8 protein-coding genes and 1 tRNA gene are annotated in these 12,853 nt (G+C 66.9%); 2 read left to right on the top strand and 7 right to left on the bottom strand.

What is annotated here, in order from left to right; genetic code table 11:
- Positions 1-98: 98 nt before the first annotated feature.
- Positions 99-779 carry a PIG-L deacetylase family protein gene (locus tag A5643_RS12530; protein WP_066855796.1) on the bottom strand — a complete coding sequence of 227 codons (681 nt, stop codon included), beginning with the start codon at positions 777-779 and terminating at the stop codon, positions 99-101.
- A gap of 4 nt (positions 780-783) precedes the next feature.
- Positions 784-1,386: a TetR/AcrR family transcriptional regulator gene (locus A5643_RS12525; protein WP_066855793.1), complete on the bottom strand. Its 603-nt coding sequence runs from the start codon at positions 1,384-1,386 to the stop codon at positions 784-786.
- A gap of 43 nt (positions 1,387-1,429) precedes the next feature.
- On the opposite strand from A5643_RS12525, the gene A5643_RS12520 reads away from it, so the two are divergent.
- Together A5643_RS12520 and A5643_RS12515 are read left to right on the top strand one after the other, a co-directional pair.
- Complete coding sequence (locus A5643_RS12520; protein WP_082948933.1) at positions 1,430-2,569, top strand: phosphotransferase family protein; 1,140 nt, start codon at positions 1,430-1,432, stop codon at positions 2,567-2,569.
- Positions 2,569-3,684 carry an Rv3169 family protein gene (locus tag A5643_RS12515; protein WP_066855787.1) on the top strand — a complete coding sequence of 372 codons (1,116 nt, stop codon included), beginning with the start codon at positions 2,569-2,571 and terminating at the stop codon, positions 3,682-3,684. The genes A5643_RS12520 and A5643_RS12515 overlap by 1 nt, the downstream gene beginning before the upstream one ends.
- Before the next feature lie 13 nt (positions 3,685-3,697).
- On the opposite strand, the gene A5643_RS12510 is transcribed toward A5643_RS12515, so the two are convergent.
- The 5 genes from A5643_RS12510 to A5643_RS12490 all read right to left on the bottom strand — a co-directional run bounded on the left by A5643_RS12510 (position 3,698) and on the right by A5643_RS12490 (position 12,838).
- A complete protein-coding gene (locus A5643_RS12510; protein ID WP_066855784.1) occupies positions 3,698-4,657 on the bottom strand; it encodes an alpha/beta fold hydrolase in 960 nt (319 codons plus the stop codon).
- A 513-nt stretch (positions 4,658-5,170) separates the two neighbouring features.
- Complete coding sequence (locus A5643_RS12505) at positions 5,171-7,789, bottom strand: phospholipase D-like domain-containing protein (RefSeq protein WP_066855781.1); 2,619 nt, start codon at positions 7,787-7,789, stop codon at positions 5,171-5,173.
- Complete coding sequence (locus A5643_RS12500) at positions 7,786-9,189, bottom strand: hypothetical protein (protein ID WP_156628785.1); 1,404 nt, start codon at positions 9,187-9,189, stop codon at positions 7,786-7,788. The genes A5643_RS12505 and A5643_RS12500 overlap by 4 nt, the downstream gene beginning before the upstream one ends.
- Positions 9,190-9,736: 547 nt before the next feature.
- Positions 9,737-9,810: transfer RNA gene (locus tag A5643_RS12495), tRNA-Met, on the bottom strand.
- A 61-nt stretch (positions 9,811-9,871) separates the two neighbouring features.
- Positions 9,872-12,838 carry a UPF0182 family protein gene (locus A5643_RS12490; protein ID WP_066855775.1) on the bottom strand — a complete coding sequence of 989 codons (2,967 nt, stop codon included), beginning with the start codon at positions 12,836-12,838 and terminating at the stop codon, positions 9,872-9,874.
- Positions 12,839-12,853: the final 15 nt, after the last annotated feature.

The following is a 12,853-nucleotide window of genomic DNA, read 5'->3' as shown; positions in this document are numbered from 1 at the left end:
CCGACGGCACCCACCCACCCCAAACCAACCACGCCCACCACCCCGACGAACTCCTCCACGGCGACACCGACCCACCGGAGCAGGACTGAGGTCGCGCCTCAGGCCGGGCCGCGCAGGTGGATGAACCCGACCACCCGGGCGCCGGTTTGCGGGGCGGTGCCGACAGTCATCTCGATCACCGCGGCCGCCTGGTCGCGCACCGGGGTGTCGGGGTCGAGCACCGACAGGTATTTCTCATGGGCGGCAAGGGCGTCCACCGCCACCTCGAGGTAGTCATCGACCGTTTCGATGTGGGTCGGGTCGGGACCGAACTGGAACAGCCAGCGGGGCGGGTCGGCGAGTAGGTCGAAGGCCTCGGTGACCGCGGCCGCGAATTCCATGTGGTCACGCTGGTTGGGCATCCCCGGGCCCCATTCGCCGCCACCGTAGATGGAGAGCACCACATCGGGGCGCAGCGCGCTGATCCGGTCGGCGATCCGGTCGCGCAGCGCGGCGGTGTTGCGGATCGCGCTGTCGGGAAAGTCCCAGAACTCGACGTGGTCGACGCCGACGATGGCGGCCGACCGACGTTGCTCGCCTTCCCGGATCGGGCCGGCCTGCTCGGGGGGCATGCCTTCGATGCCGGCCTCACCGCGGCAGGCCAACTCGTAGCGGACCGTGCGGCCTGCGGTGGTCCATTTCGCCACCGCGGCGGCCAGCCCGTATTCGGGATCGTCGGGGTGCGGCACGAGCACCAGGGCGCTCTGCCAATCGGTCGGGAACGGTTCGATCGTGCTCACCGCACTATGTGATCACACCGTGCACCACGATCGCGGTGGTCTGATCCACCCAGGCGTCGTCGAGTTCGTCGTCCGGGCGGACCAGCACCCGAAGCAGCGTGGCGCCGCCGATGACCTCCACCAGCCGGTCCGGGTCGACGTCGGGGCGTACCGCGCCGCGTTCCACCGCTTGGCGCAGCCAGTTGCGCACCGCATCGAACGATTCGGCGAACCGGGACAGCACCCGGGCGTGCAGTTCGGGGTCGACCGACATGTCCGCGGTCACTCCCGGTAGGGCCGCCCGCACCACCGGGTTGGCGAACACCTCGCGCGCGGCGACGATCATGGCGCGCACGTCGGCGGTGATGTCGCCGGTCGACGTCTCCAGCACGGTCGTCTCCGCCGGGAACGAGGCCTCGTGCACCAGTTCGGCCTTGCTCGACCACCGCCGGTACAGCGCGCTCTTGGTCGTCCCGGCCCGCTCGGCGACGCCGGCCAGCGTCAGGTTGGTGTAACCGACCTCGCCCAGCAGTTCAGTGGTGGCACGCAGGATCGCGGCGTCGATGCGCGGATCGCGCGGGCGACCCGCGGTCGGGGTCTTGCCATCGAGCCGCACATCTGCTTTCATAACGCTACTCCTAGTATCGTAATACTCGCCGGAGGTGGCCACCGTGGTCGAACAACCGACTGTGACGACCAAGGTCGACCGGGTACAACGATCCAGTCGTGACACCTCGACCGTACCGGCTCAGCTGGCCAATTGGCTTGCCACGGTGCTGCCCGGCGGGGCGACGCCGCAGGTGACCGTGGAAAGCGGCGTCGACGCCAACGGAATGTCCTCGGAAACCCTGATGCTCACCGGACGCTGGACCCAGGACGGTGAGGCGGTCGAACAGCGCTGGGTGGGTCGGGTCGCTCCCAATGCCGCCGACGTCCCGGTGTTTCCCAGCTACCGGTTGGACCACCAGTTCGAGGTGATGCGGCGGGTCGGCGAACTCACCGACGTGCCGGTCCCGCGGGTGCGGTGGCTGGAGAACACCGGCGCGGTGCTCGGCGAACCGTTCTTCCTGATGGACCGCGTCGACGGTCAGGTGCCGCCCGACGTCATGCCCTACACCTTCGGCGGCAACTGGTTCGCCGACGGCAGCGCTGACCAGCAACGCCGGTTGCAGGACACCACGGTGGCGGTGCTGGCCGACCTGCACGCCATCCCCGACCCGCAGGAGGCGTTCGCCTTCATCGATGAGGGGCGCGTCGGCGACAGCGCGTTGCGCCGCCACTTCAACTGGGTGCGCGACTGGTACGCGTTCGCCGTGCCCGATATCGGCCGGGTCCCGCTACTGGATCGCTGCTTCGATTGGCTGGAGCGGCACTGGCCGGCCGAGGCGGCCGCCGCCGCGCCGGTGTTGTGTTGGGGCGACGCCCGGATCGGCAACGTCGTCTACCGCGACTTCGCCCCGGTGGCCGTGCTGGACTGGGAGATGATGACGCTGGGTCCGCGCGAACTCGACGTGGCCTGGCTGATCTTCGCCCACTCGGTCTTTCAGGAACTCGCCGGCCTGGCGAACCTGCCCGGGCTGCCCGATGTCCTCACCGAGGACGAGGTGTGCCGCACCTACGAGCGGCTCACCGGTGTCACCCTCGGTGATCTGAACTGGTTCTACGTCTATGCCGGGCTGATGTGGGCGGTGGTGTTCCTGCGCACCGGCGCCCGCCGGGTGCACTTCGGCGAGATCGAGGCGCCCGCCGACCCGGAGTCGCTCTTCTACCACGGTGCTCTGTTGAAACGTCTGATGGGAGAACAGAACTGATGATCGGACCAGTCGACGAATACCCGGTTCACCAACTGTCCCAGCCGATCGCCTGGCCGGGCTCCTCCGACCGCAACTTCTACGACCGCTCCTATCTCAACGCCCACGACCGCACCGGCGACATCTTCGTGATCACCGGCATGGGCTACTACCCCAACCTCGGCGTCAAGGACGCCTTCTTTCTGGTGCGCCGCGGCGACACCCAGACCGCGGTACACCTGTCCGACGGAATCGACCAGGACCGGCTCAACCCGCACGTCGGCAACTACCGCATCGAGATCGTCGACCCGCTGCGCACCCTGCGGGTGGTGCTGGAGGAGACCGAGGGCATCGCGGCGGACCTGACCTGGCAGGGGCTGTTCGATGTCGTCCAGGAGCAGCCCCATGTGCTGCGGTCCGGAACGCGCGTGACCCTGGACGCCCAGCGGTTCGCCCAATTGGGCTCCTGGAGCGGGCACCTCGTGGTCGACGGGGAGGAGATCGCGGTCGACCCGCAAACCTGGATCGGCTCGCGGGACCGGTCCTGGGGCATCCGTCCGGTGGGCGAACCGGAGCCGGCCGGCCGGCCCGCCGACCCGCCGTTCGAGGGCATGTGGTGGCTGTATCTGCCCGTCGCCTTCGACGAGTTCGCGATCGTGCTGATCATCCAGGAGGAGCCCAACGGGTTCCGCACTCTCAACGACGCCACCCGGGTCTGGCGCGACGGCCGAGTCGAGCAGCTGGGCTGGCCGCGGGTCAGCACCACCTACCGGTCTGGCACCCGGATCCCGACCGGCGCCACGATCGAGGCCACCCGGCCCGACGGCACCCCGGTGCGCATCGAGGTGGAATCCAAACTGCCGGTGCCGATTCACGTCGGCGGCGGCTACGGCGGCGACCCCGATTGGCTGCACGGGATGTGGAAGGGCGAGAACTTCACCGAGCGGCTCACCTACGACATGACCGACCCGGCCATCGTCGCCCGCGCCGGGTTCGGGGTGATCGACCATGTCGGCCGCGCGGTCTGCCGCGACGGCGACGGGCCGGCCGTGGAGGGCTGGGGGCTCTATGAGCACGGGGCGCTGGGCCGCCACGACCCGTCCGGGTTCGCCGACTGGCTGTCGGTGGCGCCCTGACCGGCTGCGCCGGTTAGGAACTGGCTTCCCGCACCGGGTCGGTAGCCACCGCAGCGACCAGGGCGCGCAGTTCGGCGTTGACCGCCGCCGGTTGTTCCAGCGGTGAGCAGTGCCCGCCGGCCAGCTCGACGAGCCGGAACAGGTTGGGCACGTCCTCGGCGATGCGGCGGGACTGGCTGATCGGGGTGAGCCGGTCCCGGTGGCTGCCGATCACCAGCGTGGGCACCGTCAGCCCCGACAGGTTCATGTAGGTGTGCCCCAGTTCGCGGATGAGGGCGCGCGCACAGCCACCGCGCCCGGCCGGCGGCGTGGTCTCGAACATCTCGTAGACGTAGTCGGCGACCACGGGGTCAGCGGCCGCGCCGGCCGCCATCATCGCCACCACCGGGCGGATCGGCATCCGCAGCGGCGGAGGCACCGGTAACCCGCCGATGAGGCGGATCAGGTTGGTGGCGGCCAACCGCCGGGTCGGCACCAGCCGGCGCGGAAACGGCAGCAGATCGATCTTGTCCAGCAGGTCGCCGGTGGTCGTGTTGATCAGCGCGATCCCGTCGGCGTAGTGCGCCACCCGATGGCGGTAGCGGGCCGACCAGGCGTCGACGGTGATGCCGCCCATCGAGTGGCCGGCGATCACGGCCCGCTCGCCCGGGTCCAGCGTGGCCTCCAGCACGGCGTCGAGGTCGGCGGCGAGGTGGTTGAGCGAATAGGCGCCCCGTCGCGGCATCCCGCTGCGACCGTGGCCGCGGTGGTCGAAGGCGATGACCCGGAAATCCTTCGACAGATCGGCGATCTGATTGGCCCAGAACCGGATCGCGCAGACGAAGCCGTGCGATAGCACGATCGGATAGCCGTGCGGGGGGCCGAAAACCTCGGTGTGCAACCGGGTGCCGTCGGCGGCGCGGACGATCACCGGCCGGCCGGGCGGCATCGCGGCAATCGGGGATCGCGTGGGCACGCTCGATGCTCGGGCCATGACAGCTCCCTTCGCCGCGGCGACGTTGCCGCGTGGACGAGTCTAGCCGACATCGGACAACCCGCCGGGCTGCGACATGGATCGGGAGACGACGGACGTCAAATGGAATACGGCCCCGGCGTTTCCTCCGGGGGCCCTTCTCACTAGTAGCGGGGGCAGGGTTCGAACCTACGCCCTCTGGGGTATGAGCTGATGGATGGGCGTTCCACCGGGTGAGCGGTGTCGCGTTTATGCAAATCATGCGTCTGACGGGTTCGATGGTGTTTGCGTGGTCGGTACTGATTTCAACTGTTTTGCGGAGTTTTGTACCCAAATCTGTTCCCAATTTCCCAGGGTGCCCGTCGCGCAAGATCCGACCGTCGAATGTCCGACTACCGGGGAATGAGCACAGTCAACGTGTCACTGCTATCCGCCACCTTTTTGCCACGAGCAGCGCCCGGGAACACATCCGAGTGGTGCCTCCTCCCGGAGGAGTCAGATGGGCCCATCGGGAGCTAGCGGCCAAGAGAATACTCAGGTTAGCGCAGCGACAACCATCTGCACATCTAGCCCGATTGAGCTCGCCAGCTGCACAACGGCTTCGGGAAACGACTTACCTCTTGCACGTGGATAGCGCTCACCGGATCGAGGTACCTCCGCGAGCATCGTCATCGGAGTACTCAACGGCGACGGCTGATCGAAGACACGCCATACCTGTGATTGCGTTTCTGCTAACGCGTATGTTCCGCTGTCGCACAATAGAACACAGGCTCCCCGCTCACCTCGGGCAACGACGGCATAAATTCTGTCGTAGCGTTCGACGAGTGTCGCAATCCGGGCTGCGTAACGCCGAGGCGCCGCGCTGCCGCAGTCGACGACCCACGCGCCACTGTCTATTTCCGCGCCCAACCCTTCCGCCTCGAAAGCGGCGAGTAGCTCGGCGCGCGGATCCTCACGAGCTGCGCTGGCAAGCTCGATGTACGTTTCGATGTCGCGCCACTCGGCGACGCGACTGAAAGACTGCGATGGTTGGTACAGGTATCGATCGATGAGATCTGGGTCGGCGTCCGCGGCGAGGGCTCCAACTGCCTGCCATGCCCGCTGCAGGACGATGTCGCGCGGGCCTCCCCCATGCAGCGTCGCGCCCTGAGCAAGCAACGCCACCCCCACAGCGATCAGGGCACCGACGTAGGGCTCCGCCCTGTCCGGCAGATTGTCGTCCGGAGTCGGTGGAGTCGCGATGAGAACGTCAGCGAGTTGGTCGGCCCACTCGTCGTTATCCGGACCCCATACTCCGCCCGCGAGTAGATCGAAGTGCAGCTGCAGCACCAACATCCGAAGCTCGGCCGCTGGCGCAGGAGTCGCAGTGACCCCCCGCCGCAGCCGCTGGGCCCAGAGCTGCAGCCGGTGGCGTTGTTCGGCGGGAATATCCGGCGTGGGCCGGCGATCCGAAAGGTCTTCGGCCGTCTCGCCTTCATCCTCGCTTTCCTCGTCGAGAGGTCCGTCGGCATCCACGCTGACGGCGGAGTCGACCGCCCAGGTCGAGTTGGAAGTTCGGAGCGTCGCCAGCGATCCCGGGAAAAGCCCTGTTGTCAAGGCGGGTCCCAATGCTGCCTCAACATCGTTCAGCCACGCTCCCCAACGGTCGTTGTCGTCCACCGCTACATCGCGCGGCGCGGAGGTTCCCGAAGACTGGGACGGTCGATGGACGGAGTTGGCCTGCAACAACTTCAGCAAGTCGCTCTCGAAGCGGTTGCGCAACTCGTCATCGGTGAAGACATCCGTGTAGTCGCGAGTAAGCCGAGGCGTCGTGGCTTGGCCGGTTCGCGGTAGACAGGCGGCGGTATCGGTGAGGAACACCACCGAACTGGTCACGGTTTTGTCACCGATGTTGGTCGTTGCCCGAACAGCGGCGCCTGCCGGCTCCGGCGCCAGAAATTCAACCTGGATCACGCGGTGGCAGTCCTCTTTGATCACCTCGAATGAATGGTATGCACGCCACTGCCCCGGGGCAGCAGTCGAGGCCATCTCCAGCGTGATTCGGGCAACCTCGCGGCAGATCAACTCGACTGTGATTCCGGTGTCGCTGGCTCGTGCTCCGAGCAACGTCAGCACCGCGGTGACGCGCTCATCGGAGGCGGCAATCGTGCAGCGCATCTGCAAGTCCGACTTCGCGGCCGCCACACCTTCAGGCACCAGCGACACCCCGGCCGGGCTGACAGCGGCGAGCTCACAGTTCCCCCCGTGGCGTGTCGCGCGCAGCAACGCGACACGACTGAGGTTTGGGCTGCCCACCATCGCGGTCAGCGACTCTCTGGTGCGCCACTCAACAAGCTTGCCGTGGCTTAGGCGTTCGCCCTGTTCCGATAGCCACCGGTACTCGACGACGTCGACATCCCGGGCCGCCGCGGCCACCGCGCTACCGTCATAACTGCCGAGCTGTGGTTGCAGCGCTACAGTCAGCGACTTAGGCTGCAGACGCGCGACCAAAGCGGCGAGGGCCGCGGCATCGGGATCCAAGAATGGTGCACTGACGCTGAGCGCATCGACGGCAAGGTTGGGCAGCTGGTCGAGGATAGGACGATCGAGATTTCCGAGGATCGACAGCTCCGAGATCTCAACGGTCTCAGGGCGCACCATGTCCGCAATCTGCGTCACGGTGACGGCGATCCAGCTCGGCATGTGCACTGCGGGATGGCCGGCCAGCGCTGCCATCCAGTCGGCAAGATCAGCCAACGCTGCAGGGCCCTTCGACCGTTGCCCCCGAACCACGATCCAGAGTTCATCGTTATGTCCCCAACCGGCGGTCGTCGGATTACCCGAGCCGACGGCCGCCCACACGTCGTCCTCCCCCACAAGAACGGCCAGCTTCGGATGAAATGCGCCGTGACACGCGGCGTAGCCGTGCTGATATGCGCGACCGGCACGGCGAATATCCACAGGGTCGTGGACGGCGTGGTGGGCGTCACTGAGGATGGTCACCCGCGCTCCCATTCCCCGCGCCAGCCCAACTGCCCGCTGCTCGATAAATAACAAATCGAGGGTGTAGCCGGTGAGCAAGACTTCGCGCAGCGCCGCACCGTCGGCGCGGCCGTGCCACTGCTGGAGCAGAGTCAATGGTGAGCAGAAGTCGAATCGCGCTCGCGCGCTCACGGTAGGCCCATCGTGGTGCGACCCAAGTCGGTGACGGCGAATCCATCCTTGTCGCAGGACAGCACGCCGAGCTGTCGTGCGATGCTCCCGAGGGTCTCGGCGCGAAACCCGATGTTGTAGGCGCCTTCAGCCGCCAGGGCGAAGTAGCGGCCCTCCCGATCGGCGAGCTTCGTCGGGAGCTCAATCCGACCGTCGGCGGTGACCTCCAGCTTGCTCAGCGCGATGCGATGCGACTGGGCGAGCATGTCGTCGACGATCAGTGCTGCGAAGTCCCGCGTGGTGCCCTTCGATGCCGCCGCCGCGCGGGTGCTCACCCACAGCGGGTCAAGGTATGCCCGCAGTGGAGCCTGCCGACCCCCGCGAAAGGCGGCGAGCGCTTCTCCATCGAGGTCTCCGAGGCGGCGCGAGCCCAACAGCAGTGTCGCAATTGCCGTTTCAATTTCGCCGCGCCCGGCGAGGTCATCCTCAGCAGGGTGCGGATGCCCAGCTGCGTCGGCGGTGGGTGGGAGATCCGACAAGAACGCCGCCAACTGACCCTCTGGCATCTGGCCGCGGACCCAGTCATGAAGTTGGTCGCGTCGCATCGGGTCGGTGGCCTCGCGCACCTCGTCGACCAGTCGGGCCCATAGGAGCCGCCAGGCACCCACGAACCGGTGTCGCAACAGCAAGCCCCGCCAAGCCGCAGCGCGGCCGGCTTCTTGTTGAAACACGGTGTCAGTGGCGAGCTCGTGGCCGTAAGCGATTGCACCGTAGGCGATTCGTCGCCAATCATGCTGTCCCGGTTGAAGCTGCGTCGCGCGGCAAAAGATCCGCAAGGTTGCGCGGCGCGTTTGGTCGTCACCGGTCCAGTCCCCTGCCCCGGTAGCGGCGACAACTTTGCGCAGCGGAGCTACAAAGGGTGCCGTCGGCCCGGCGTGCGCAATGGGAAGTAGGTCGGATAGATCGTCATCGGTGATAGGCCGATTGACGATGATGTCCAGCAGCGGAGCGAACATGCCCAGAATTGCTTCCGGGCACGGTCGCGGACCTTGCCGCAGCGCGTTCTTGTCCGTCGCCACTACGCCGAGGGTTGTTGCCGGCCCTTTGTACTGCGACCAGAAACCGGAGGCCCGTTCTGAGTACGATTCCGGACCGACTTCGCTGAGTCGGTTGCCCAACCCATCGGCGAGCAGTCTCCGTACGGTGTCGGCGCCGTGGAGGTGACCGGGCCCCGTCAGATCGCCGGCATCTTGAGAGACGAGAGACGCCCACGCCAGGGCGGATTCAGCCCGCCGGATCAAGGTTTGGCAAGTGGCGGAGTCGTACTGGCGCGCGGAGGCCAGGTCCGCGAGTGCCCAGTACAGCGCAAAGTGCAATGCACTCTCGCTCAACGTTGAGATGCCCGGCACCAACACACTCACCATTCGCAGGACAGGCGCCTCCACAGCCAACGGGTAACGACTTGTGCGCTTACTGATCCCCGGCGCTGACCACGCCGGGCCGTCGATGGATACCAGGGCACCTAGTTTGTCGTTCAGCGGTCATCCCCCACAGCCACGAACATTAGTTGCTCCGCACGGCCTCGGGTGCCGGTTTTCGCCATCGGCTGGTTCTCTCGCAAGACCACCCATCCAGCCGTTACGCCTCGGATAAAGCCATCGACACTCGCGAGCATCAGCAGGAATGCGCCGCGCATGGCCCCATCCCACTTGCGACCCGATGGCTCATCACCCTCGCAACCGTCCGTCGCCGGACCCCGGCAGGCGGGTCGTCAGTTGCCACACGCGCTTCGACGTATAGGGCCGAAAGCTCGACAACGAAGATGTTGTGGAAGGTCCTTCCGCCAAGCTCTTTCGGTCCGGATGGGGCGGGTAGGCCCGCGCGGAGTCTTTCATTAGCCAAGCTAATGCTCCCCCAACCCGATAGAAAATGCCCCTCAGGCTGTTGCCTGAGGGGCATCTTCACTAGTAGCGGGGGCAGGATTCGAACCTACGACCTCTGGGTTATGAGCCCAGCGAGCTACCGAGCTGCTCCACCCCGCGTCGGGCATGTACAGGTTACCCAACACCGGCCGGTGCCACCAAATCGCGCGGTGACCAGCGGTTATTTCGCGTCGTCGAACTTACTCATCGCCTCATCGAGGTGCTGCAGCGCCTCCCCGTAGCCGGCGAAGTCGCCCTTCTTCTGCGCGTCGCGCACCGCGTCGATCGCCGCGTCGATCTCCCGCAGCGCCTCGGCCTTCTCCGCGGAGAGCCCGGTGGTGGTGTCCGGGGTCGCCGCCGCGGGCGGGCGCGGGGCCTCCTCGCCGGGAACCCGATCCGGCGGGCTGTCCGGAGTCCCGGTGTCGGTGGGGGCGATGCCGGTCGCGGTCGCATCGGCGCCCTTGCCGAACAACTCGGTGAGCGCGTCGCGCACGGTCGGGCCGTAGCCGATCTTGTCGTTGTACATCATCGCCACCCGGATCAGCCGCGGATACGACGACGCCGCGTCACTGGAACCCGGTGAGGCGTACACCGGTTCGACGTAGAGCAGCCCGCCGTCGCCCAGCGGCAGGGTCAACAGGTTGCCCCAGCGGATCCGGTTCTGGTTGTCCCGGCCGATCACACCGAGGTCCTGGGAGACCGCGGTGTCGGTGGTGATCGCGTTGTTGGCCAGTTTGGGCCCGTTGACCTGACCGGGGATGGTCAGCACGGTCAGCTGCCCGTAGGTGTCCGGATCGGAGCTGGCCGAGACGTAGGCCGCCAGATAATCACGCTTGAACCGGTTCATCGCGCTGGTCAGCTGGAACGACGCCGACCCGTCGCCCTTCGCCAGATCCTTGGCGACGATGTAGTAGGGCGGCTGGAAGCTGCTCGCGGTCGGGTTCGGATCCAGTGGCACATCCCAGAAGTCGGACGTGGAGAAGAACGTCACCGGGTCGTTGACGTGATATTTCGCCAACAGCATGCGCTGGACCTTGAACAGGTCCTCCGGGTAGCGCAGGTGCTCGGCGAGCTCCGGGCTGATCGCGCTCTTGGGCTCCACGGTGCCGGGGAACACCTGCATCCAGGCGTTGAGCACCGGGTCGTTCTCGTCCTGCTGGTAGAGGGTGACGGTGCCGTCGTAGGCGTCGACGGTGGCCTTCACCGAGTTCCGGATGTAGGAGACCTGCTTGTCCGGGGTGAGCCGGTTGAAGGCCACCTCGTTGGAGTCCGCAGTCGCCGACGACAGCGACGTCGACTGCGAGTAGGGGTAGTTGTCCAGTGTGGTGTAGCCGTCGACGATCCACACCATCCGCTTGTCGACGATCGCCGGGTACACGGTCGTGTCGGTGGTCAGCCACGGGGCGACCGCCTTCACCCGCTTGGCCGGGTCGCGGTTGAACAACAGCTTGCTGTCGGCACCGATCACCGAGGAGAACAAGAAGTTGCGTTCGGCGAACTTCGCCGCGAAGACGCTGCGCGCCAACCAGTTACCGATCGGCACCCCACCGCGCCCGGTGTAGGTGTAGTTCTTCGTCTCGGTGTTGGTCTCGTAGTCGTATTCCCGGTCGGGACCGTTGCTGCCCACGATCGCGTAGTCGGCCGGAGTGTTGGCGATGACCGGGCCGTAGTAGATGCGCGGCTGGTCCAGCTGGGCGGGCCCGTCGGAGACGACGCTGCCGTTGGCGCCGACCGCGTTGACCAGGAACTCCGGGTAACCGCCGTTCTGGTTGGGGTCGTTGGCGATTCCGCGCACCGTGTTGGCCGGCGAGGCGATGAACCCATTGCCGTGGGTGTAGACGCTGTGCCGGTTGATCCAGTCGCGCTGGTTGTCGGTCAACCGGTCCGGGTTGAGTTCGCGGGCGGCGACGACGTAGTCGCGCAGGTGCCCGTCGTCGTCGCGGTAGCGGTCGATGGCCAGCTGGTCGGGGAAGTAGTAGAAGTTCTTCCCCTGCTGGAACTGGGTGAACGCCGGGGACACGATGGTCGGGTCGAGCAACCGGATGTTGGAGGTGGTGGCCCGGTCGGCGGCGACCTGTTTGGCGGTGGCCGGCGCGTTGCCGGGGTAGGGCACGTAGTGCACCACGTCGCTGGTCAACCCGTAGGCGTTGCGGGTCGCGGTGATGCTGCGCGAGATGTACTCGCTCTCCTTCTGCGCGGCGTTGGGTTTGACGCTGATCTGTTCCATCAGCATCGGCCAGACCGCCCCGACGATCAGCGAGGACAGCAGCAGCAACGCCAACCCGATCGCCGGGATGCGCAAGTCGCGCAACACGATCGCGGAGAACACCGCCACCGCGCAGATCAACGCGATCGCCAGCAGGATCAGCTTGGCGGGCAGCACGGCGTTGATGTCGGTGTAGCCGGCCCCGGTGAACGGCTTGCCGGTCCGGGTGTTGGACAACAGTTCGTAGCGGTCCAGCCAGTAGGCCGCCACTTTCAGCAGCACCAGCACCCCGACCAGGCTGACCAACTGGATCCGCGCCGGCCGGGTCAGCGCACCGGCGCGCCCGCTCAGCCGGATCCCGCCGAACACATAGTGGGCGGCCAGGTTCGCCAGGAACGTCAGGAAGACCGCCACCAGCAGGTAGCTCAGCACCAGGCGGTAGAACGGCAGATCGAAGGCGTAGAAGCCCATGTCCTTGCCGAACTGCGGGTCGGCGACACCGAATTCACCGCCGTGCAGGAACAGTTGGACCGTCGCCCAGTAGCTCTGCGCGACCGCCCCCGCCAGCAGGCCGACCAGCAGCGGCACGCCCAGCCCGATCAGGTGGGGCCGGGCGAGCACCACGGTGCGGTAGCGCTCCACCGGATCGTCGGGCCCGTTGCTGGGCACGAAGACCGGCCGAGTGCGGTAGGCCAGCGCCAGTCCCCCGTAGATCAGTCCGCCGACCGCCAGGGTGACGACGACGAACACCACCAGCCGGGTCACCAGCACGGTGGTGAACACCGAGCGGTACCCGATCTCACCGAACCACAGCCAGTCGACGTAGCCGTCGATGAAGCGCGGGCCGATCAGCAGCAGGGCGAGCGCCACCAACCCCAACGCGATCAGTACCCGGCTCCGTCGGTTCAGCTTCGGCATCCTCGCCGCCGGCCGCATACCCACGTGACTTCGCTCCCT

This window comes from Mycobacterium sp. 1274756.6 (genome assembly GCF_001668625.1).
Classification (GTDB): Bacteria; Actinomycetota; Actinomycetes; order Mycobacteriales; family Mycobacteriaceae; genus Mycobacterium.
Note: the sequence above shows the minus strand (reverse complement) of the source record. Positions and strands in the feature narration are given on the sequence as shown.

What these genes read in the sequence shown, in the direction of transcription:
- A5643_RS12525 (WP_066855793.1), bottom strand. Translation starts at nt 1,386, where the DNA reads ATGAAAGCAGATGTGCGGCTCGATGGCAAGACCCCGACCGCGGGTCGC.
- A5643_RS12515 (WP_066855787.1), top strand. Translation starts at nt 2,569, where the DNA reads ATGATCGGACCAGTCGACGAATACCCGGTTCACCAACTGTCCCAGCCG.
- A5643_RS12510 (WP_066855784.1), bottom strand. Translation starts at nt 4,657, where the DNA reads ATGGCCCGAGCATCGAGCGTGCCCACGCGATCCCCGATTGCCGCGATG.